This is a genomic window from Comamonas sp. JNW (assembly GCF_003105075.1).
In the GTDB taxonomy this organism is placed as follows: Bacteria; Pseudomonadota; Gammaproteobacteria; order Burkholderiales; family Burkholderiaceae_C; genus Comamonas; species Comamonas squillarum.
Window position 1 is genome coordinate 297,669 of record NZ_QETI01000003.1, and the last position, 21,444, is coordinate 319,112.

General features: G+C 63.2%; 16 protein-coding genes. 6 read left to right on the top strand and 10 right to left on the bottom strand.

Annotation, left to right across the window (positions count from 1 at the left end; translation table 11 throughout):
* The first annotated feature begins 5 nt into the window (after window positions 1–5).
* Window positions 6–4,085 carry a hypothetical protein gene (locus DCO45_RS06970; RefSeq protein ID WP_133248082.1) on the top strand — a complete coding sequence of 1,360 codons (4,080 nt, stop codon included), beginning with the start codon at window positions 6–8 and terminating at the stop codon, window positions 4,083–4,085.
* Window positions 4,086–4,433: 348 nt separating this feature from the next.
* Here the strand turns inward: DCO45_RS06970 and DCO45_RS06975 are convergent, their stop codons facing one another.
* The 8 genes from DCO45_RS06975 to DCO45_RS07010 all read right to left on the bottom strand — a co-directional run bounded on the left by DCO45_RS06975 (window position 4,434) and on the right by DCO45_RS07010 (window position 12,233).
* The gene (locus DCO45_RS06975) at window positions 4,434–5,258 is read right to left on the bottom strand and encodes a glucose 1-dehydrogenase (protein WP_116925129.1); all 825 of its coding nucleotides are present in this window, start codon (window positions 5,256–5,258) and stop codon (window positions 4,434–4,436) included.
* Window positions 5,259–5,260: 2 nt separating this feature from the next.
* The gene (locus DCO45_RS06980) at window positions 5,261–6,271 is read right to left on the bottom strand and encodes a branched-chain amino acid ABC transporter permease (protein WP_116925130.1); all 1,011 of its coding nucleotides are present in this window, start codon (window positions 6,269–6,271) and stop codon (window positions 5,261–5,263) included.
* Window positions 6,272–6,335: 64 nt separating this feature from the next.
* The gene (locus tag DCO45_RS06985; RefSeq protein ID WP_116925131.1) at window positions 6,336–7,217 is read right to left on the bottom strand and encodes a branched-chain amino acid ABC transporter permease; all 882 of its coding nucleotides are present in this window, start codon (window positions 7,215–7,217) and stop codon (window positions 6,336–6,338) included.
* A gap of 17 nt (window positions 7,218–7,234) precedes the next feature.
* Window positions 7,235–7,975 (bottom strand): ABC transporter ATP-binding protein, encoded by a 741-nt coding sequence (locus DCO45_RS06990; RefSeq protein ID WP_116925132.1) that lies wholly within the window; start codon window positions 7,973–7,975, stop codon window positions 7,235–7,237.
* Complete coding sequence (locus DCO45_RS06995; RefSeq protein ID WP_116925133.1) at window positions 7,968–8,741, bottom strand: ABC transporter ATP-binding protein; 774 nt, start codon at window positions 8,739–8,741, stop codon at window positions 7,968–7,970. The genes DCO45_RS06990 and DCO45_RS06995 overlap by 8 nt, the downstream gene beginning before the upstream one ends.
* Before the next feature lie 14 nt (window positions 8,742–8,755).
* A complete protein-coding gene (locus DCO45_RS07000; RefSeq protein WP_116925134.1) occupies window positions 8,756–9,508 on the bottom strand; it encodes a glucose 1-dehydrogenase in 753 nt (250 codons plus the stop codon).
* Window positions 9,509–9,552: 44 nt separating this feature from the next.
* A complete protein-coding gene (locus DCO45_RS07005; RefSeq protein WP_116925135.1) occupies window positions 9,553–10,473 on the bottom strand; it encodes an SMP-30/gluconolactonase/LRE family protein in 921 nt (306 codons plus the stop codon).
* Between the two features lie 95 nt (window positions 10,474–10,568).
* The gene (locus DCO45_RS07010; RefSeq protein WP_116925136.1) at window positions 10,569–12,233 is read right to left on the bottom strand and encodes a long-chain-fatty-acid--CoA ligase; all 1,665 of its coding nucleotides are present in this window, start codon (window positions 12,231–12,233) and stop codon (window positions 10,569–10,571) included.
* A gap of 254 nt (window positions 12,234–12,487) precedes the next feature.
* Here DCO45_RS07010 and DCO45_RS07015 point away from each other — a divergent pair, with 254 nt between their 5' ends.
* The 4 genes from DCO45_RS07015 (at window position 12,488) to DCO45_RS07030 (ending at window position 19,634) form a co-directional block, all read left to right on the top strand.
* On the top strand, window positions 12,488–14,152 hold the full coding sequence (locus DCO45_RS07015; RefSeq protein WP_116925137.1) for an NAD(P)/FAD-dependent oxidoreductase: 1,665 nt from the start codon (window positions 12,488–12,490) through the stop codon (window positions 14,150–14,152).
* 124 nt (window positions 14,153–14,276) lie between these two features.
* On the top strand, window positions 14,277–16,382 hold the full coding sequence (locus DCO45_RS07020) for a 3-hydroxyacyl-CoA dehydrogenase NAD-binding domain-containing protein (RefSeq protein ID WP_133248083.1): 2,106 nt from the start codon (window positions 14,277–14,279) through the stop codon (window positions 16,380–16,382).
* A gap of 42 nt (window positions 16,383–16,424) precedes the next feature.
* Window positions 16,425–17,609 (top strand): acetyl-CoA C-acyltransferase, encoded by a 1,185-nt coding sequence (locus tag DCO45_RS07025; RefSeq protein WP_116925139.1) that lies wholly within the window; start codon window positions 16,425–16,427, stop codon window positions 17,607–17,609.
* Between the two features lie 177 nt (window positions 17,610–17,786).
* A complete protein-coding gene (locus DCO45_RS07030) occupies window positions 17,787–19,634 on the top strand; it encodes an acyl-CoA dehydrogenase (RefSeq protein WP_116925140.1) in 1,848 nt (615 codons plus the stop codon).
* 141 nt (window positions 19,635–19,775) lie between these two features.
* Here DCO45_RS07030 and DCO45_RS07035 read toward each other — a convergent pair whose 3' ends face one another.
* Together DCO45_RS07035 and DCO45_RS22565 are read right to left on the bottom strand one after the other, a co-directional pair.
* A complete protein-coding gene (locus DCO45_RS07035) occupies window positions 19,776–20,216 on the bottom strand; it encodes a hypothetical protein (RefSeq protein ID WP_116925141.1) in 441 nt (146 codons plus the stop codon).
* 172 nt (window positions 20,217–20,388) lie between these two features.
* Window positions 20,389–20,583: a hypothetical protein gene (locus DCO45_RS22565; RefSeq protein ID WP_133248084.1), complete on the bottom strand. Its 195-nt coding sequence runs from the start codon at window positions 20,581–20,583 to the stop codon at window positions 20,389–20,391.
* Between the two features lie 560 nt (window positions 20,584–21,143).
* On the opposite strand from DCO45_RS22565, the gene DCO45_RS07040 reads away from it, so the two are divergent.
* Window positions 21,144–21,398, top strand: coding sequence for a hypothetical protein (locus tag DCO45_RS07040; protein WP_133248085.1), 255 nt, complete (start codon window positions 21,144–21,146; stop codon window positions 21,396–21,398).
* Window positions 21,399–21,444: the final 46 nt, after the last annotated feature.

Consider the following 21,444-nt stretch of genomic DNA (forward strand, 5'->3'; position numbering starts at 1 on the left):
AAACCATGAAGAAGGATCACTCCCCTCCATTTCAAAACGATGAGGCAGCTGCTATCGCATTGGCAATCGATTTCATTCTTGACAGTTCTCCAATGAGAGCTGGCTTGCAGCGGATCGCTATGCATTTCCCTGGGTTGCTTCCAGGGATTGACAACAATGGAAGACAGTTGATTCCAAATTTGCCGATCACCGGCGAGCTTGACTCACTTTATGCCATAGATGCAGAGCAACAAGATGGTGGTGCCAACAGAAGACTGTACCGCTACTCTGAACGTGGGGCATCAACGGGGAAACTCCCAGCAAGCGTCGATCTAATTCAGGTAACCGTGGCTAGCGAACAGCCATACTCAGCCGAGGTTCGTCCATACCGTTTCAGGAACGATTCGCCCGAGGTTGCTAGGCTCGTGGTTGATGTAAGTGAAGATGCGCAACGCTGGAGCGATCTTTGCAAAGTGGGTGCGACTGAAGTGGACGAATCCATCACGCAAAGAGCTGTGAGCCTGTTCCACGCTCTGCTGGCCATTCACCAATACTCAACCGCGGAGCATGACGAGTGCACCTATGTTCCCTTCAGGCCGCAACTATTCAGCCAGGGCGAAATGCCCAGCCTTACTCTGCATCTACTTTCTGATCGCGTTCCTAGAAAGCTGCTAGGCACAAGCGCTTGGTACCATGACCAAGATGATCGAGTAGCATCTGTGATGGTGCCCAAAGCGCGTGCCGACCTGTGGCGCGTAGGCTGGGCAGTGGCTGATGTGTTGGGCGTGGCTGCCGACATGTCGGGCGAGACGGGCGAGCGCGATGAGCAACTAGACGATTTTGGCGATTCGCACGGTGAGCAGGGGGACACTGAGTTTTCTCCAGTTCACGCCCAGAAGGAACTGGAGGGCTATGTCCTTCGTCAACAACTCCGCAAACTGCAGGGCGCATATCTTTCCGAGGCACAGGTCGAGACGGAAAGGGTGACGTCACTTGACTTGCCTTCAACGGTGCGGCGGGCGTTGGAATTGCTACATACCTATCCATCAGCCCAAAGCTTGCACGAGCAGGTAAGACATGTGCTGCTAGTTGAAACTGAGAGCCGCGCTATGGCGCTGCGTCTAAAAAGACGTAGCGGGGATGATTTGCGCTACGCCATGCATCGGATCTTTCCGGATGCGCTGGCGAGATTGCCGCTCTGGTCATTGGAAGGGCTGAAACTGGAACTTCCGCCAGAGCATGAAGTGCCGTTGCGTCCCGAGTTGACATTGATGCAGTCGCTTTACCGCGTGATGTATCCGGCCTCAGCATCGTCTGACGAAGTCGACAAAGACTCGCTCCTGCGCGTGGCGCTTGCGCTGGCAGCTGTCGGGATCGGTCTGCGTGGCTGCGTGGCTGCGCTTTGGGGGGCGTCGGTTGCGTCACGTTCTGAACGCATGGCAGAGCACCTGAACGTCCCAGCCAGTTGGGCCATGCCTGACGCGGTTCGCTTTGATCCGCAAAGCGACTACAAGGCCATGAGAAAAAAGTTGTTTGACGGCGATTGGCCTGAATTATGTAAAGCCAGCCCATGGCAGTGGATGTTGGCTTTGATTGGACTGCTCGACGCTGGATACGCGATGGCATTCGATCCCAGTGAAGATGCAGCCGAGCCCTTGAAACGTGTGTTTTGGGCCCTTTGCGTTTGGCAGACCGAATCTGGTAGTGAGGCAGATGCTGTCAACTCCGAAGTATTGCAGCCACGCTGGCCCTTCGATGCATTGCCAAGATTCACATCAGCGCGTTGTTACGAGCTAATGCAGGAGTTACCCAAGGCATTGAGGGAACTGGACAAGTTGTGTGGCATGCGCGTCGTGCGCGTAAGGGCGTCTGCGTTTGGACGCGGTCGAAATGACACCGAGTTTGTTGATGCTGATGGGGCAACCTGGCAATTGACCAAACCGCAGTTCACCAGCCTTTATGACAACACGGTGGAGCAACATCGACCCGCAAATAGCTTACGCGTACTCAAGGTATGGAGCGAAACACGACGCACCTCAGACAATGAGCTCCTGGCAGTGCACACCTTGGACGCCAAGCTGGGCAGGTGGTTGCAGATGGCATCGGTGCATATGGGCGAGGTCGAAGATTTGCAGGACGTCCCGGCCACGCCAGATGCTGCGAAGGAAGACGTTGTGCCCATGGAGACTGAATCGGTAAACGGCGGCGATTCGCAGTCAATACCGTTGCCTTCTGAAGCCGGGGAGGCATTGACTACGCCAGTCAAGCGGGACTCAGCATTGGTGCCCGTCGATCTTTTGCGCGATGGGCAACAGGCATCGTGGAAACAGCGGTTTGGAGCTGGCAGGACCAGCGAAGACAAAGGTGCGAGCGTCAGCAGCCATTTCCGTATTGCTTTGTTGCAGTGGCGCATTGACGACAGCTACGCACATCCAGTAGCTGAAGCTGGTCTCAACGGATTGCCGTTACATGAGACGTCATTGGCAGAACTACGCAAGCACTTGAGTGGCAGCTTCAAGGACTTGAACAGAGCGGCAAAGCCAGGGGGGGAGTATCAGTGGGGGATGGATCAAGTCAAAGCCGTGTCCTGGCCGGAGCATCGACGGAGGGTTTTCCTTTTGGAGGCGTTGGAGGCTTGCCACCGTTTAAAGGTGCAGTTGCTTGTCTTGCCCGAAGTTTCGGTGCGGCCGGATACTGTGTCGTGGTTGAAGGACGAGTTGCGACGTTACCCAGATTTGGCAGTCTTGGCCGGAACCTATCGACATTTTGGCGATAGCGTCGATGCCGAGCATTTGATGGAGAAGATGACACTCCTGTGGCAGCCTGATGACGAGCTGGCTGACGCCTTGGGGGTAAAGGGTAGCTCTGAGGTTTTTCAGTTTCAGCGCGGCAAAAAGTACCGCGCAGTGGCTGCTCACGAACTGTTCCGCCCGGACGTCAGGGTGCTTGCCCCATTGTTTACGGAGGAGTGCCTTCTGGATATCTTGAACGGGAAGCGAAAAGGTGGCTGGTCAAGTAGTCAGTTGAAAGCGCTTGTCCGAGCGTTGATCCATGCACCGAACAAACTGCGCTATTGCATGGAGCTTATCTGTTCCGAGCTGTTTTTGCTCACAAGTCCTGCGAATCGCAAGCCATTGCAGCAAGAACTGGCGAAAGTGCTGAAGCAGTTCAACGGTGACGCCAGTGAGGTGGGGCAGCTTGTAGACAGCGACTTCAGGGAACTCGGCGAGTTGCTCACCGTTGCCCAATCAAATCGAGAGCGCCGTTCAGTACTACTGGTCCCCGCCTGTACGACACGCAGCAACGACTACTGGCACGCTGGTCAAGCAAGTGTCTTGGCCTCAGGTACTGCCACAGTCTTCTGCAATACACATGGCGCTGGCGGAAGTTGCTTCATCGGCATCGACTCGGTGGTGCCGCAGAACGGAAACCACGCTGGCATTGTCCACCTCCTGACGCCTTATCACGGGTGGCATAAAGGTATTCTGCAGCCCAACGGGAGAGGAGCCTTATCTAAGACGGACCAAGCGCTGGTTGTTGTAGATCTCGACCCCGTTCATGTGGTCAGCGGAAAACCGCGCCCGCAGTTACTGCCCGAGCCTATGTCTTTGGTCGCCTATCTCCCAATTGTGGAAGTAGTGAACAAGCAAGAAAACGCCGAAAACTTATCGACTGCTTTGAAGGATGTATTGACACCTGAGGGTCAGAGTGTGCTCCGCCGTCTGCTGAAGGCAAAAACGTTTCCAGCGCCGTGCGCTCCCCCTCATGAGCATGACGTGTTTGAAGAAGCCTTAACAGAACTGCTGAAGGCCAAAAGGAATGACGAGTTGAAGCCGGACGTCGGTGGAGAAGCACTGGATACGTTCGCGGCTCTTTTCGGCGACGAAAGCGCTGTGCGGGAGCGCATCATGGCGTGGCTGAAGAATCGTCATCAGCAACCAGCGCCTAAAGCTGGTGAAGAAAAACTGGAGCCAGCATGGCTGGACTTCTTAGTCGCGGATTTGACCTGGAGGGCAAATGAGGACTACGCCCCTTCAATTCGAGTCCCAGCGTGGCACGGAGGGGTGAATCCTAATTCGACTAAACAGGACGTTGGTGAAGTCTAGCCTAGATGATAATTTTTCTCGATCACATTGGATTAAATCCAAAGAACGAATGGTCCGGCAGCGGTGACTATTTACGCATTCTGCGAACGATTTTTTTTCGGCGTGCTTACAGCAGGCTGCCGACGAAACCTAAGGTGCTGACGGATGGAGAAGCGCTAGTCAAAAGCTGCGCTTAGTTAATTCTCAAATTCAGAACTCAGCAAAAAATTGACGAAGGGCGGTACTAAGTGAAACACGAACTCAGGCTTGAATGATCTAAGTTCGCATATTGCGTTTTTAGTGCTGTGTAATGGCTAAATTTATCGCGGATCCACACTTGCCAAATCGTTAGCCCTAAGACCATCCCCCCTAAACCGCCACCGTCCCCCCATCCACCGGCAACGTCACCCCATTCACATAACTAGCCAACCCCGACACCAAAAACACCGCCGGCCCTGCCAGCTCTTGCGGCACGCCGATCCGCCCGGCAGGCGTCCGCTGGATAAAGCCTTGCAGGCGCTGCGGGTTGTTGCGGGTGGCTTCGGTCATGGGGGTGTGGATGACGCCGGGGGCCAGGGCGTTGACGCGGATGCCGTCGCGGCCCAGGTCCAGGGCCAAGGTTTGGGTGGCCATTTTTACGGCGCCTTTGGAGGCGGAGTAGCCCATGGCGTTGCCCTGGGCGATAAAGGCCGCGCCGGAGGCGATGTTGAGGATGCAGCCGCGCGTGGCGCGCAGGGCGGGCAGCCAGGACTGCACCATGTTGTAGAGGCCAAAGACATTGACGTCGATCACCTGGCGCAGGTGGCGCGATGCCTGGGGGTGGTCGATGCCTTCGCGGATCAGAAGACCGGCGTTGTTGACGAGGGTGTCCACCGGGCCGATGTCGCTGCCGATGCGGGCGGCCAGCGCCTGGCAGGCCTCCAGATCGGTGACGTCGAGCGCAAAGGCCCAGCCGTCTGTGCCGGCGGCTTTTACCTCGGCGAGGGTGCCCGCGCAGCGCGCAGTGTCCAGATCCGTCACGATGACGCGGGCTCCTGCCCTGGCAAAGCTGATGGCAATGGCCTGGCCGATGCCGCTGGCCGCGCCGGTGATGAGGGCCAGACGGCCTTGCAGCAAGCCGGGCGTCTCGGGGAAATGGCTGGGGGCCTGGGCTTGGGCAGGGGCTTGCGCGGGTGCGGGTGTTGGATCAGTCATGCTCATGCTCCTTGTCCCGTTTGGCTGCGGCTTTGGCGCTCGGCCTGGCTTTGGGCCTCCTGCGGTGCCGCCTGGCGTGCCTGGCGGGTTTCCAGCCAGGCGTAGAGCTGGCCGATGATGCCCTTGCGGAACAGCATCACGACGACGACAAAGACGAGGCCCTGGATGATCAGCACCCACTCGGCCATGGCGACCAGGTAGTTCTGCATGCTGACGATGATGGCCGCGCCGATGACGGGGCCCAGCAAGGTCTGCAGGCCGCCGACGATGCAGATGAGCAGCGCCTCGCCCGAGGTGGTCCAGTTCACATCATTGAGGGTGGCCAGCTGGAAGGTGATGACCTTGAGCGCACCAGCCAGGCCGGCGAGCGCGGCCGACAGCACAAAGATCACCAGCTTGTAGCGCAGCACTTGGTAGCCCAGCGACTGGGCGCGTGCCTCGCTGTCGCGGATGGCGCGCAGCACCTGGCCGAAGGGCGAGTAGACGATGCGGTAGATGAGCCAGAAGGCGGCGGCGACCAGGGTGGCGGCAAAGTAGTACAGGGTGGTGTTGTCGGCCAGCGAGATAAAGCCAAACACCTCCGGCCGGGGCACGTTCTGGATGCCGTCCTCACCGCCGGTAAAGGGCAGGCGCAGCGCAAAGAAGTAGATGACCTGGGAGAAGGCTAAGGTGATCATCGAGAAGTAGATGCCATGGCGGCGGATGGCCAGCAGCCCGGTGACCACGGCCACGGCCATGGCGCAGAGCATGGCGAGCACGATGGCGGCCGAGCCGTCCCAACCCCAGACCTTGATGGCATGCGCGGCCGCATAGCCGGCGGTGCCAAAAAACATCGCATGGCCAAAGGACAGCAGGCCGGCGTAACCCATCAGCAGGTTGACCGAGGCGGCCAGCAGCGCGTAGCACATCAGCTTGATCAGAAATACCGGGTAGGCCACCAGCGGCGCCAGCAGCAGGGCCACCAGCGCCAGCACCAGCAAGACGGTGTTGGTGCGTTGTGAGAAGAAATGCATGTTCAATCCTTGGGAAAGACAAGAGCTTGGGTGGAGACCCAGGGGGCAGGGCGGTGCGGGTGCATCAATGCGCTCTGCCAAACAGGCCGTTGGGGCGCACGGCCAGCACGATGATCATCACGATGAAGATGACGACGCTGGCGCCTTCGGGGTAGATGACGCGGGTGAGGCCCTCAATGGCGCCCAGCGCAAAGCCGGTGATGATCGATCCCATGATCGAGCCCATGCCGCCGATGACGACCACGGCAAAGACGATGATCATCAGGTTGGAGCCCATCAGCGGGCTGACCTGGTAGATGGGCGCGGCCATCACGCCGCTGAAGCCGGCCAGGCCCACGCCCAGCGCATAGGTCAGGGTCAGCATGCGCGGCACATTGATGCCAAAGGTGCGCACCAGGGGCGTGTTCTCGTTGGCGGCGCGCAGGTAGGCGCCGAGCTTGGTTTTTTCGATGAAGTACCAGGTCACCAGGCATACGGCCAGGCCCGCCAGGATCACCCAGACGCGGTACATCGGCAAAAAGCTCAGCCCCACATCGATGCCGCCTTGCAGCGGGTTGGGGTAGGGCTGGCCGCTGACGCCAAACCACAGCCGGAACGCGCCCTCCATCAGGATGGAGATGCCGAAGGTAAGCAGCAGTGCATAGACATGGTCCACCGCATAGAGGTGGCGCAGCATGGTGCGCTCCAGCAGGATGCCAAAGGCCGCTACCACCAGCGGTGCCAGGATCAGCGCCCACCAGTAGCTCAGCCCCAGGTAGTGCAGCAGGCCCCAGGCCACAAAAGCGCCCAGCATGTACTGCGCGCCGTGGGCAAAGTTCACCACATGCAGCAGGCCGAAGATGATCGACAGGCCCAGGCTCATCAGCGCATAGAACGAGCCATTGATCAGGCCCACCACGAGCTGGCCGATCAGCGCGGCTGTCGGGATTCCGAAAAGAGTATCCATCGTATTGTCTCCGCCTGTCACAGTCCCAGCAGCGCTTCGATCTCGTCGCGTCGCGTCTCCAGCTCGGCGCGGTGGAAGTGGCTGGCCACGCGCCCTTCCTCGATCACGTAGAAGCGGTCGGCCACCGATGCGGCAAAGCGGAAGTTCTGCTCCACCATCAGCACCGTGTAGCCGCGCGCGCGGATCATCTCCAGCGTCTGGCCGATCTTCTGCACGATGACGGGGGCCAGCCCTTCGGTGGCCTCATCGAGCAGCAGCAGGCGTGCGCCGGTGCGCAGAATGCGGGCAATGGCCAGCATCTGCTGCTCACCGCCCGACAGACGCGTGCCCGGGCTCTTGCGGCGCGCCTGCAGGTTGGGGAAGACCTGGTAGATCTCCTCCACCGTCAGCCCGCCGGGGTGCAGCACGGGCGGCAGCATCAGGTTTTCTTCGGTGCTAAGGCTGGCAAAAATGCCGCGCTCCTCCGGGCAATAGGCCACACCCAGGTGGGCAATGGCCTCGGGCGGCAAGCCTTCGGTGGGTTGGCCCTGGATGCTGATCTGGCCTTCGCGCTTTTTGAGCAGGCCCATGATGGCGCGCAAGGTGGTTGTCTTGCCGGCGCCGTTGCGCCCCAGCAGGCAGACGACCTCGCCTTCGCCGACATGCAGGTCGATGCCGTCGAGCGCCAGGGTTTCGCCATACCAGGCGCGCAGGTTCTGTACCTGCAGCATCTGGCGCGGTGTGGTGTTGTTGTTAACGTTTTGGTTGTTCTCAGGCATGGGCGGCCCCTCCGACATAGGCTTCAATGACCCTGGGGTCGCGCGATACCTCGTCATAGCTGCCTTCGGCCAGCACCTGGCCGGCCTGCAGCACGGTGACGGTCTCGCACAGATGCGATATCACTTTCATGTTGTGCTCCACCATCAGCACGGTGCGCCCCTGCGCCACCTTGCCGATCAGTTCCACCACCGGCCAGATGTCCTCATGGCCCAGGCCCGCCATGGGCTCGTCCAGCAGAATCATCTCGGGCTCCATCGCGATCGTGGTGACCAGCTCCAGCACGCGCTTGCGGCCATAGGGCAGGTCACAGGCCTTGACGTTTTTCCAGCGCGTCAGGCCCACGCTGTCCAGCAGGTCCATCGCACGCTCGTCCAGCGCGCCCAGCACCTTGACCGAGCGCCAGAAGGTGAAGGTGCCACCGGTCTTGCGCTGCAGCGCGATGCGTACGTTCTCCAACACCGTCATGTGGCTGAAGACGGCTGCAATCTGGAACGAGCGCACGAGGCCCAGTGCCGACACGCTGGCCGGGTCGCTGCGCGAGATATCACGCCCGTTGAACAGCACCTGGCCCGAGCTGGGGCGCAAGAAGGTGGTCAGCAGGTTGAAGCAGGTCGTCTTGCCGGCGCCGTTAGGGCCGATCAGCGCATGCACCGAGTGGCGCTTGACTTTCAGGTTCACGTCCTTGACGGCATAGAAGCCGCTGAACTGGCGGCAGAGCTGGCGCGCCTCCAGGATGGGGGCATCGGCCTCGGGGGGAGCAGTCATCGCGGCGCCTCCGATCAGATGAAGGACTGGGTGGCGCCGCCGTCGACCAGCATCGATTCGCCGGTGACAAAGCGGCTGTCGTCCGACGCGAAAAAGCAGGCGGCGCGGGCAATGTCCTGCACCGTGCCCAGGCGGCCCATCGGCGTCTTGGCGATGCGCAGCCGCACTTTTTCTGCATCCACGTTGATGCCCACGCCTTCGGTCGGGATGGAGCCAGGGCATACGGAGTTGACGCGGATGCCGCGTGGCCCGAGCTCCGCCGCTGCTGCGCGCGACAGGCCCAGTGCCCCGGCCTTGACGCCGCAGTACACCATGCCCTGGGGCATGCCGATAAAGGCGGCCGCCGAGGCGATGTTGACGATGCTGCCGCCGTCGTCCATGGCTTCCGCTGCCGTCTGGATGCCCCAGACGATGGAGTTGAAGCCCGTGCCCACCATGCGCTGCAGCGCCTCGGGCGTGATGTCGGCAATCGGGCCGTAGCGCACCCAGATGGCGTTGTTGACCAGGATGTCAAAGCGGCCGTAGCGGTGCTTGAGATCGGCAATCGCACTGCTGAAGCTGTCGCGGTCGGCCACATTGCCGCCATAGGCATGGGCGCGGCCACCCTGGGCCACGATGGCTGCGGCCACCTCGGCGGCCTTGTCCTCGGCGCGGTCCAGAATGCCGACGCTGCCGCCCTCGTCCGCGATGGCCTGCACGATGGCGCGGCCGATACCCTGTGCGCCGCCGGTCACGAGTGCGACCTTGCCTGCAAAGCGTTGTGTCATGGTGTTTGTCTCCTGGTCAAAATAGAAATGAGGTCCGCCACGTCTCAGCGTGGGCTGTTGGTATCGTCAAAACGCGCTTCTTCCAGCCCCGTTGCGGCCAGGCCGTCGATGACAAAGACGGCCCCCGCATCCGGGTGGCTGGAGCGCAGCAGGTTGCCGCTGTTGCTGATCGAGGTGAGGTAGATGGTCTGCAACGCCGGGCCGCCAAAGGCCGGGCAGGTGATGAAGGCATCGGCGGGGAAGTCCACCGTGGCCGCCAGCTCGCCACTGGGCGTAAAGCGGGCCAGCTGGCCGCTTAGCACCATGGCCACCCAGAGGTAGCCCTGGGCATCGACCGTGGCGCCATCGGGCGCCAGGCCCAGCGCGGCGGTATCAATAAAGGCCTCACGCGTACCGCAAGCGCCGGTGGCCGGGTCATAGGCATAGCGCCAGATCTGGCGCGCCGGGCTGTCGGCAAAGTACAGCCAGCGGCCGTTGGGGCTAAAGCAGGTGGCATTGGCTACCTGAAAACCCTGGTCCAGCTCGCGCAGGCGGCCATCACCGCTCAGTTGGTAGAGTTTGCCGGTGGGCGACTGCGGCGTCATGCTCATCGAGCCGACCACAAAGCGGCCGCCCCGGTCGCAGCGCCCGTCGTTCAGGCGCATGCGCTCGCCCTGGTGTTGCACCTGCACGCCCATAGGGGTGATCCGGCCGCTGTCCGGGTCCAGAAAATGGAAGTCATCTTCCAGCGCCAGCAGCAGGCGCCCGCTGCGGCACAGCGCGATCGAGCCGATATGGGCATGCAGCGCCCACTGCTGCTGCCTGCCGTCTGCCGGCCAGTAGCGGTGTACCCACTGGGCGCGGCCATCAATCCAGTACAGCGATTGCGTGGCCACATCCCATAGCGGGCATTCGCCCAGCAGATCGCGCTGGGGCAGCAGAGGATGGATGCGCGCGGCCAGCGCCTGCGCGGTGAGGGCGTTCATGTCTTGTCTCCTGGTGCGGGCAGCCAAGGGGCCTGGCTGCCGCGGCTGCGCCGGCCTTTTCTGGTGGGGCCGTGCGGGTACCGGGCGGGTGTTGCTTAGTTGGCGGCGGGTGCCGAAAGGGTGGCTGTGGGCAGCTGGTAGCCTTTGAACTGCTCGCGCAGCCGGGTCTTGAGCAGCTTGCCGGTGGCCGTGTGGGGCAGCTCATCGACAAACTCCACCGCATCGGGCAGCCACCAGCGCGCCAGCCGGTCCTTCATAAAGTCCAGCACTTCCTGGCCGCTGACATCGCTGCCGGGTTTGCGCACGATGACCAGCAGCGGGCGCTCCTGCCACCGATCGTGGTGCACGCCGATGACGGCCGCTTCCTTGACAGCAGGGTGGGCCAGCGCCAGGTTCTCGATGTCGATCGACGAGATCCATTCGCCGCCGGACTTGATGACATCCTTGGCGCGGTCGGTGATTTGTACAAAGCCTTCGTCATCGATCCGGGCCACATCGCCCGTGCTGAACCAGCCTTGCGCATCCAGCGCCGAGCCAGCCTCTTGCCCGTAATAGGCAGAGATGACCCAGGGCCCGCGCACGCGCAGCTCGCCAGGGGCCGGGTCGCCGGGCGGCAGCTGTTGCCCCTCGTCATTGAAGATCGCCACATCGACGCCATACATGGGCCGGCCCTGGCGGGCGCGCACATCGATGCGCTCGTCGCGGGCCAGGGCCTCATGCTGGGGCAGCAGGGTGCTGATGGTGGCAACCGGGCTGGTCTCGGTCATGCCCCAGGCCTGGTTGGCGGTCACGCCCAGCAGGCTGTCGAACTGGTCGATCATCGCGCGCGGTGCGGCCGAGCCGCCCATCATGATGCGCTCGAGCTTCAAGGCATCCTTGTCGCCGGCAGGCAGGCTCTCCACATACTGCAAAAAGCCCATCCAGACGGTGGGAACGCCCAGCGAGAAGGTGCAGCCCTCGTCGCGCATCAGCTGGTACAGCGCCTTGCCACTCAAGTCCGGCCCGGGCAGCACCAGCTTGGCGCCGCACATGGCGCTGGCATAGGGCAGGCCCCAGGCGTTGACATGGAACATCGGCACGGTGAGCAGCACGCAATCGCGGGCGCGCAAGGCCAGCCCATCGGCCGCGCAGACCACCCAGGAATGCAGCACGGTAGAGCGGTGGCTGTAGAGCACGCCCTTGGGGTTGCCGGTGGTGCCCGAGGTGTAGCACAGCGACGAGGCGCTGTCTTCGGCGAGTTCGGGCCAGTCAAAATCGCCGGCGTCCTCGGCCACCAGGTCCTCGTAGCACAGCAGCGGGGCGGGCAGGTCCATCGCGGGCATCTGGTCGGGTTTGCACAGCGCCACATAGGCCTTCACCGTTTTGAGGCTGGGCGCCAGCTCGGCCACCAGGCCGGCAAAGCTCAGATCAAAGAACACATAGTCATCGGCCGCGTGGTTGATGATGTAGCGGATCTGGTCGGCAAACAGGCGCGGGTTGACGGTGTGCAGCACCGCGCCGGCGCCCGATACCGCGTAGTACAGCTCCAGATGGCGGTGCGTGTTCCAGGCCAGGGTAGCCATGCGTGCACCGCTGGCCATGCCCTGGCGCAGCAGGGCGGCGGCCAGGCGCCGCGAGCGCTGGGACACGGTCAGCCAGTTCGAGCGCGTGAGCTCCCCGTCCGGGGTGCGGGAGACGACTTCCACCTGGGGATGAAAGCGTGCTGCATGTTCCAGCAAGCCGGAAATCCGCAGCGCGCGCTGCTGCATTAGCCCTTGCATGTTGCTCCTTGTTTTGTTTTATATACCTGTCGGCAGGTAAAAAGTTTAGCAGCCGCAGCAGCGTCGCAAGCCCGGGATTACCCTGGACTTGTCCCCTCCAAAACGCTTGCGGGGAAACCCTGTTGTTTACCGGTCGGCAAGTAGGCATGATGCAGCGAGAACAAGGTGGAGGCGAGCTGCCATCCCCTATCAAGCCGGTGCCCCACTGCGGTGTGGCGGGGCGGCCGGCACCAGCCAGCAGGAGACAAAGAGCAATGGACAATCACACAATCCACCAGGTGGATGCGGTCATCGTGGGCGCCGGTTTTGGCGGTCTGTGCGCAGTGCACAAGTTCCGGGAGATGGGGCTGAAGATCCAGGCCTTCGAGGCCGGTGGCGATGTGGGCGGCGTCTGGTACTGGAACCGCTACCCCGGCGCGCGGGTCGATCTGCCCAGCATCGACTACAGCTTCTCCTTCTCACCCGAGATCGAGCAGGAATGGACCTGGTCCGAGCAGTTTGCCGCGCAGCCCGAGCTGATGCGCTATTTCAACTTTGTCGCCGAGCGGCTGGACCTGCGCAAGCACTACCAGTTCAACACCCGTGTGGAGAGCGCCCGCTGGGATGAGGCGCGCCAACTGTGGGTGGTGCGCACCAACCGGGGCGAATGCTATGAGGCGCGCTACTGCATCATGGCGACCGGCCCGCTGTCGGTGCCCAAGGAGCCGGAGATTGAAGGCATTGCGCGCTTTGGCGGCCAGATCCTGCGCGCGGCGCGCTGGCCGCATGAGCCAGTGGATTTCAGCGGCAAGCGCGTGGGTGTGATCGGCACCGGATCGACCGGCATCCAGATCGTGCAGGAAGTGGGCAAGCAGGCGTGTGAGCTGTTTGTCTTCCAGCGCACGCCCAGCTTTACGATGCCGATGCGCAATGTGCCGCTGGAGCCTCAGTACGTCGCCGAGGTCAAGCGCCACTATGCCGGCATCCGCGAGCTGGCGCGCAACAGCAATGTGGGCGGCGTGCGGCCGCAGTCGAGCCGTCCCTTCTTCAGCGTGACGCCGGCGCAGCGCCAGGCGCTGCTGGAAGATGCCTGGCTGCAAGGCGGCCTGGCGATGCTGGGCACCTTTGCCGACCTGATGCAAAACGAGCAGGCCAACGAGGAAGTGGCCGAGTTTGTGCGCGGCAAGATTGGCGAGGCGGTAGATGACCCGGCCACCGCCGAGGCCTTGAAGCCGCGCGGCTACCCCATCTTTGCCCGCCGCCCCTGCCTGGACACCGGCTACTACGAAACCTACAACCAGCCCCATGTGCATCTGCGCGACTGCATCAGCGACCCGATCGTGTCCATCACCGAGAAGGGTGTGCGCACGCAGTCGGGCGAGGTGGAACTGGATGTGCTGATCTTTGCCACCGGCTACGACGGCCTGACAGGTGCGCTGCTGGCTTTTGAGGTGGAAGGGCGCGACGGCCTGACGGTGCAGCAGAAGTGGAAGGAGGGTGCGACCTCGTGCCTTGGCATCATGATGCATGGCTTTCCCAACCTGTTCATGACCACCGGGCCCAACGGCCCCTCGGCCCTGGCCAATGTGGTGCGCACCAGCGAGAACGATGTGGACTGGACGGCCGCTGCCATCCGCCACATGCAGGCCCAAGGTTTCGGCAGCATCGAGCCGAGCGCGCAAGAGGAGCGGGCCTGGATGGACCTGGTCCATTCGCTGGCGCCGCGCACCTTGCTGTCCAAGGCCAAGACCTGGTATGTGGGCGCCAATGTGCAGGGCAAGGCACCGGGCCTGACCATGTTTACCGGCGGCTTCCAGAAGTACCGCGAGCACTGCAACGCCGCCATCCAGAAGGGCTTTAGCGGCTACCACTTTGCGCAGAAGCGCGACCGCGAGCGCGCGGCAGACGCCAGCGCAACAGTGGAAAACGCCACGCACTGATAACCTGGGTCTCCAAGCCCCCTGGGTGTTTGAACGGCCTGTCTGCTGGCCGATCCGCCCTGGGGCTGTGCCTGCCTGCGCCCTGCAGCGGGGCATTTTTATCTTCCACCAAGAGCTGCCAGCCATGAGCAACGTCACCTTTCACAGCGCAGACGGGATAGGCCGTATCTGCATCTCCCACCCGCCGTTGAACCTGTTCTCGCACAGCCTGCTGACGGGGCTGAGCGCCGCGCTGGCGCAGTTTGAGGCCGATGCCTCGCTGCCGCTGCTGCTGATCTACTGCGAGGGCCAGTCCTTTGTCGCGGGCGCGGACATTGCCGAGTTCAACAACCCGGCGTTTTCTGCCGAGGCCATCAATGCGCTGCTGAACCGTATCGAGGCGCAGACGCGCCCTGTTGTGGTGGCCCTGCATGGCACGGTATTTGGCGCTGGCATGGAGCTGGCCCTGGCCTGCCACTACCGCGTGGCGCAAAAGGGAACCAAGCTGGGCCTGCCCGAGGTAAAGCTGGGCATTCTGCCCGGCGCAGGCGGCACCCAGCGCCTGCCGCGCCTGGTGGGCGCAAGCTTGGCGCTGGACATGATGCTGAGCGGCCGGCCGGTGCCCGCGCAGGAGGCGCTGGCCAGCGGCATCGTCGATGCGGTGGAAGAGGGTGAGCCGCTGGCTTTTGGCCTGGCCTTTGGCCGCCAGCTGCTGGCCAGCGGCGGCCAGCCGCGCCGCTTGAGCGCGCAAAGCGCCCCTGCCGGCGAGCACAGCCAGGCGATCGCATCAGCGCTGGAGGCTGCACGCCAAAGCCCGCAGTACCCCGCCAAGGAGGCCATCGTGCTCTGCGTGCAGCAGGCGCTGACCGCTGACTTTGCCAGCGGCGCCCGCGCCGAGGCCGAGGCCTTCAAGCGCTTGCTGCCGTCGGCGCAGTCGCGCGCACTGCGCCATCTGTTTTTTGCACAGCGCCGCAGCCGGCAGATTCCGGGCCTGGAGCGGCAGGTGCCGGTCGGCAAGATCGAGCAGGTCGGCATTCTGGGGGCCGGCACCATGGGCAGCGGCATTGCGATGTGCTTTTTGAATGCCGGCATCCGCACCGTGCTGGTGGATGCCGCCGCTGCCGGCCTGGAACGCGGTCTGCAGCTGATCCGATCCACCTACGAAGCTCAGGTGGCCAAGGGCCGCATGGGGGCTGAGCAGGCCAGCGCGCGCCTGGCGCTGCTTTCCACATCGCTGGACGACCAGGCGCTGGCGCCCTGCGACCTGGTGATCGAAGCGGTGTTTGAGGACATGGCTCTGAAGCTGCAGGTCTGCCGCCGCTTGGGCGAGGTCTGCAAGCCCGGCGCCATCATCGCCAGCAACACCTCGACCCTGGATGTGGATGCACTGGCACAGGCCACCGGACGGCCTGCCGATGTGATGGGCATGCATTTTTTCAGCCCGGCCAACATCATGCGTTTGCTGGAGGTGGTGCGCGGTGCGCAAACCGCCCCGCAGGTGCTCAAGACCGTCATCGACCTGGCCGGCAAGATCGGCAAGACGCCGGTAGTCTCCGGCGTCTGCTTTGGCTTTATTGGCAACCGTATGGCCGAGGTCTACCTGCGCGAGGCCGAGTTCTTGCTGATGGAAGGCGCAAGCCCCGCACAGATCGACGAGGCCGTGCAGGCGCTGGGCCTGGCGATGGGCCCTTGCCGCATGCTGGACATGGCCGGGCTCGATGTGGGCGCCAAGACGGTCATCGAATGCGACAAGGCCGGCGGCCTGCCGCCCGATGCCAGCTACCGCGCGGTGGTGCGCAAGATGTATGCACTGGGCCGCTTTGGCCAGAAAACCGGCCTGGGCTATTACCGCTACGAAGGCCGCAACGCGCTGCCTGACCCGGAGGCTGGCCGCATTGCTGCAGAACTTGCCCAGGCGCATGGCATTGCCCAGCGCAGTGATATGGCAGCGCAGGAGATTGTCGAGCGCCTGCTCTTCAGCATGGTCAACGAAGGCTGCAAGATTCTGGACGAGGGCATTGCCTACCGCGCCAGCGATATCGATGTGGTCTGGGCGGCGGGCTATGGCTTTCCGGATTTTCAGGGCGGGCCCATGTTCATGGCCGAGGAGATTGGCCTGGCGCAGATCGTGGAGCGGCTGGAGCACTATGCCGCCAGCCGGGGCAACCGCTATGGCTACTGGACGGTGTCGCCACTGCTGCAGCGGCTGGCTGCACAGCGCCAGGGCTTTGACAGCCTGCAAGCCGCCTGAGGGCCTGAAGGCCGAAACCCATCAATATTGAAGAGCACCGCCATGAAAGACGCCGCCATTGTTTCCACCGCCCGCACGGGCATCGGCCGGGCCTACAAGGGCTCGCTCAACCACACCCGCTCTCCCCAGATGATGGGCCACGCCATCGAGCACGCGGTGGCGCGCGCCGGGGTGGACCCGGCAGAAGTGGACGATGTCGTGGTCGGCTGCGTGCTGACCGCGGGCACGGCCGGCATGAACCTGGCACGCAATGCCTTGCTGGCCGCAGGCCTGCCGATGAGTGTGGCCGGGCAGACGATAGACCGGCAATGCGCCTCCGGCCTGATGGCGATTGCCACGGCGGCCAAGCAGGTGCTGGTCGATGGCATGCAGGTGGTGGTGGCGGGCGGCTGCGACAACATCACCGCCGTGCAAACGTCTTATATGGAATGGGCCAGCCGCGAGCGCGATCCGGCCGTCATCGCCCGCGCGGCCCATGCCTATATGCCGATGCTGCAAACGGCCGAGCATGTGGCGCGCCAGTACCGCATCAGCCGCGAGGCGCAGGATGCCTATGCGCTGGAGTCGCAGCTGCGCACCGCGCGCGCCCAGGCCGCTGGCCTGTTTGACCGTGAGATCGTGCCCTTCAGCACCCAGATGGCGGTGACGGACAAACTCACGAAGGAAGTCAGCCTGCAGCAGGTGACCCTGGCCCGCGACGAAGGCAACCGCCCCGACACCAGCCTGGAAGGGCTGGCCGCCCTCAAACCGGTGATCGAGGGCGGCGTCATCACCGCCGGCAATGCCAGCCAGCTGTCGGATGGCGCATCGGCCTGCGTGGTCATGGATTCGGTACTGGCCGAGCGCCGGGGCCTGGAGGTGCTGGGCATCTACCGGGGCATGGCAGTGGCTGGCTGCGCACCGGAAGAGATGGGCATCGGCCCCCTCTATGCGATCCCCAAGCTGCTGGCCCAGTACGGGCTGCGCGTGCAGGACATCGGCCTGTGGGAGCTGAACGAGGCCTTTGCCTGCCAGGCGCTGTACTGCCGCGACCAGCTGGGCATTGATCCAGCCTGCTTCAATGTCAACGGCGGCGGCATCTCCATCGGCCACCCCTATGGCATGACAGGCGCCCGCATCGCCAGCCATGCCTTGCTGGAAGGCCAGCGACGCGGTGTGCGCTATGTGGTGGCCACCATGTGCGTGGGCGGCGGTATGGGAGCGGCAGCCTTATTTGAGGTTGCTTAAGAACGTGCTGACGATCTCCTCGCGCCGCGACAGTGTCCCTACGGGTTGGAGCGAAATCGGGCGATTTCTTCGCGCTGGCCCTTGCTTGCACCCCGGTGCAAGCTGCGTTCCATCCCTTCGAACCCATCCCGATTGCTCTCCAACGCCGCTGCGTAGAGATCCTCAACACGTTCTAACATGCAACTCGACTACGCCAGCATCCGCCAGACCCTGGATTTTTTGCTCTACGACTGGCTGGAGGTAGAGGCACTCAGCCGCCATGCGCGCTATGCCGGCCATGACCGGCAGACCTATGGCGCCGTGCTGGACATGTGCGAGCGCCTGGCTGCTGACAAGTTCGAGCCCTTCAACCGCCTGGTGGACCAGCAGGAGCCGCATTTTGACGGCCAGCAGCTGCATCTGCCTGACTGCACACCGGCAGCCTGCGCCGCCTATGCCGAATCGGGCATGCTGGCTGCGTCGCACGACTACGAGGTGGGGGGCATGCAGCTGCCCTGCGTGGTGGATATGGCGGCCAACAGCATGGTCTCGGCCGCCAGCATTGCGCTCAAGGCCTATTCGATGCTGACAGCGGCCAATGCCGGCCTGCTGCTGGCCCATGGCACGCCCGCGCAGCAAAAGGCCTTTGCGCTGCCGCAGCTGCAAGGCCGCTTTTTTGGCACGATGAACCTCAGTGAGCCCCAAGCCGGCTCCAGCCTGTCGGACATCACGACACGTGCCGTGCCCGATGGTGACGACTTTGCAGATGACCCGCTGGGCCCGCGCTACCGGCTGACGGGCCGCAAGATGTGGATCTCAGGCGGCGAGCATGCGATGGGCGAGAACATCGTCCACCTGGTGCTGGCCAAGGTGCCCGATGACAGCGGCCAGCTACCCGCTGGCGTGGGCGGCATCTCGCTGTTCATCGTGCCCAAGGTCCTGGTCGATACCGAAGGCCAGGTGACCGGCCAGCGCAACGACATTGCGCTGGCCGGGCTGAACCACAAGCTGGGCTACCGGGGCACCGTCAACACCTTGCTGCATTATGGCGAGCAGGGCGGGGCCGTTGGCTACCGTGTGGGCGCGCTGGGCGCGGGCCTGAAGTGCATGTTCCACATGATGAACGAGGCCCGCATCCAGGTGGGGCTGGGCGCCACGATGCTGGGATACGCCGGCTACCTGCAATCGCGTGACTATGCCCGCCAGCGCCCGCAGGGCCGCCCGGTCGCTGCCGGCCAAAAGGTGGTGAAGAACGCGCAGCAGCCCCAGGTGCCGATTGCCGAGCATGCCGATGTCAAGCGCATGCTGCTGGCGCAAAAAAGCTATGCCGAAGGCGCGCTGGCGCTGCAGCTGTACTGTGCCAAGCTGGTCGATACGCAGCGCGCCGGCGCGCCGCAGCAGGGCGATGCCGCGCAGCTGCTGCTGCAGGTGCTCACCCCCATCGCCAAAAGCTGGCCCAGCCAGTGGTGCCAGGAGGGCAACAGCCTTGCCATCCAGGTGCTGGGCGGCTATGGCTATACGCGCGACTATGCGGTGGAGCAGCACTGGCGTGACAACCGGCTCAACATGATCCACGAAGGCACGCACGGTATCCAGGCCCTCGACCTGCTGGGCCGCAAGCTGCGCATGGATGGGGGAGCCGCCTGGGCCTTGCTGCAAGCCGAGATCGCGCAAACCGTCGCCACTGCCCGGTCGGTGCCCGCATGCGCCCCCTGGGCCGATCGCTTAGATGCGGCCACCCAAGCCCTGCATGCCGCCACCGACGCGGCCTGGGCCAGCGGCAACGCCCAGCTGGCCCTCGCCAACGCCACCGCCTACATGACCGCCTTCGGCCATGTCACGCTGGCCTGGTTGTGGCTGGACATGGCGCTCAAGGCGCATGGGCGCATGGCGGCCGCTGATGCCGGGCAGCAGGCCTTTTTGCAGGGCAAGCTGGATTGCGCGCGCTACTTTTACGCGTATGAGCTGCCGCTGGTGCAGGCCTGGCTGGCGCCGGTGATGGCGGGGGAGGCGCTGTTTGTGGAGCTGGGGGGGAGTGGGTTTTGAGCCCTGGGGGAAAGGGCGGGGCAGGGTGCCGCAGGGCTTTAATCCGCGTTCAGCGCATGGTGCAGGTGCTGGCGGCGGGTAGGGCTCTATTGGTTGATGGGCCGCTCAAGCCTGCCAATAGGGCCTCTGCGGGCGGCGCACTCATACCTTGGCGAGGAAGGCCGCCGCATCACCCGCTTCACACTTCCAGTCTGCGAAGACCCCCACCAGATCGCATTCAACGCAGTGGCAAGCGATGTAGTACCAGCGCACATCATGCGTGCCCTGGTACACGGAGACGCCGGACACCAGCTCGAACACCTCGTTCTCGCACACGCAGGCGTGCCCCTCGGGGGTGGCCTCTTCCATGTAATCCTCGCTGTCGCCCATCAGGTGTTCCTGCCCGCAGTCGGAGCAGGTGCGGATGGCCACGCCGGCTTCTTCGTCGGTCTGCAGCGCAAAAGTCCGGGAGCCGCACTCGCATTTGGACGAGGCAAACCGGGTGGCCTCATGGCCATTGGCAACGCTGTAGCTGCGCAGCTCGGCTTGGGTGTCTCCCGACGTCGTCCCGTACATGAACTCGCCCTTTTTCGTCAGTGCCATTGGTGTTGTTCCATTCTTCAAAGTGGGCTTCCCTGCAGACCTGTGCCAGGCTTGCCCCGATCATCTGGATTTTGCCTGAATTGGCCGATCCCAGACGGTTGCAATGACACCTACCGTGATCGCAAGCACTGGCCGGATGTGTCGCGCTACAGGCTCGCTTTGCCGGCGTTTATCAATGCGGCCATGTCTTGGATGGCATCCTTCCTGAAGGTCTGCTGCCACTGCGCAGTCCATTTAGCCGTCCCTGCTCTTCCCATGCGGCCAGAGCCAGTGCATTCACGATCTCTGCATCCAGCCAGGCATCGGCATAGCGTGGATCCGTCGACAGATCTTCGGCCGCTGCAACAAACGCTGCGAAGGAGAACATACTCTCTGTTGCCCTCGTGGCGCGAGACTCAAAGGTGTTTAAATCCAACTTGTCCTCCAATGCCTGCTATGGGGCGGCCTTGCGCTTTTGACAGCATGACAATTGCACCATCTCAACGTGGAGACGATGGACGCGTATGCTATGCGCCCACCACCCGATGGAAATCGGACAATATGCGACGGATGGGTTCCTACCCATCGGATTCACTAAAAGGAAACAATGCCTGTGGAGCAATATCGCTTTGGGCCTATGCAAGCACGGCACCTTCCAGTGTTGCCTGAGGGCAGTGTGCAGCACCTGGCCGATCACTACAGCAGTGCCTGGCGCGGCACGGTCCTGCGCATGGGATGCAACGGACGCGCTGGATTTGGTGCTGGACTGGCAGCCAGACAGTACGTCCATGCGTTGCCTGGCATCGCGCGCAGCGGGTGTGGGCCAGCGAGATGCAGTAGTGCGGCATTCCTTTGCGAAGCCATGGGCCTTTGGGCCTTTGCCAAGGCAGTGAGCAGGTGATGGGCCTTCCGAACACCCCGAGCCGACGGCGACCGTGGCTGCAGTCGATGGCAGCCCTCGCCATCGCGGCCTTGATCGGCTGGGGTTGCATTATTGGCGCGACTGAAGTGGTGGAGAGCTTGCGCTCCGGGGTGCTCAACAACCGCAAAGGACCTGACATCCTTGCTGCCGAGCAGCCCGTCCTTTACTGGGCATTGATCAGCTTCTACACGGCCGCAACCCTGACCGCCGCCGGCTTGGCGCTTTTGGTGATGGCCATAGCAGTGCGCGATCTGATCCGTGCACAAGGCGCTGACCAATGAGTGCGTGGTCGACGCGCCAGGCGGCCTGCGTGGGTGTTGCCGAGGT

Coding starts and splice junctions, on each gene's coding strand:
- DCO45_RS06970 (WP_133248082.1), top strand. CDS start 6: ATGAAGAAGGATCACTCCCCTCCATTTCAAAACGATGAGGCAGCTGCT.
- DCO45_RS06975 (WP_116925129.1), bottom strand. CDS start 5,258: ATGACTGATCCAACACCCGCACCCGCGCAAGCCCCTGCCCAAGCCCAG.
- DCO45_RS06980 (WP_116925130.1), bottom strand. CDS start 6,271: ATGCATTTCTTCTCACAACGCACCAACACCGTCTTGCTGGTGCTGGCG.
- DCO45_RS06985 (WP_116925131.1), bottom strand. CDS start 7,217: ATGGATACTCTTTTCGGAATCCCGACAGCCGCGCTGATCGGCCAGCTC.
- DCO45_RS06990 (WP_116925132.1), bottom strand. CDS start 7,975: ATGCCTGAGAACAACCAAAACGTTAACAACAACACCACACCGCGCCAG.
- DCO45_RS06995 (WP_116925133.1), bottom strand. CDS start 8,741: ATGACTGCTCCCCCCGAGGCCGATGCCCCCATCCTGGAGGCGCGCCAG.
- DCO45_RS07000 (WP_116925134.1), bottom strand. CDS start 9,508: ATGACACAACGCTTTGCAGGCAAGGTCGCACTCGTGACCGGCGGCGCA.
- DCO45_RS07005 (WP_116925135.1), bottom strand. CDS start 10,473: ATGAACGCCCTCACCGCGCAGGCGCTGGCCGCGCGCATCCATCCTCTG.
- DCO45_RS07010 (WP_116925136.1), bottom strand. CDS start 12,233: ATGCAAGGGCTAATGCAGCAGCGCGCGCTGCGGATTTCCGGCTTGCTG.
- DCO45_RS07015 (WP_116925137.1), top strand. CDS start 12,488: ATGGACAATCACACAATCCACCAGGTGGATGCGGTCATCGTGGGCGCC.
- DCO45_RS07020 (WP_133248083.1), top strand. CDS start 14,277: ATGAGCAACGTCACCTTTCACAGCGCAGACGGGATAGGCCGTATCTGC.
- DCO45_RS07025 (WP_116925139.1), top strand. CDS start 16,425: ATGAAAGACGCCGCCATTGTTTCCACCGCCCGCACGGGCATCGGCCGG.
- DCO45_RS07030 (WP_116925140.1), top strand. CDS start 17,787: ATGCAACTCGACTACGCCAGCATCCGCCAGACCCTGGATTTTTTGCTC.
- DCO45_RS07035 (WP_116925141.1), bottom strand. CDS start 20,216: ATGGCACTGACGAAAAAGGGCGAGTTCATGTACGGGACGACGTCGGGA.
- DCO45_RS22565 (WP_133248084.1), bottom strand. CDS start 20,583: ATGTTCTCCTTCGCAGCGTTTGTTGCAGCGGCCGAAGATCTGTCGACG.
- DCO45_RS07040 (WP_133248085.1), top strand. CDS start 21,144: ATGGCAGCCCTCGCCATCGCGGCCTTGATCGGCTGGGGTTGCATTATT.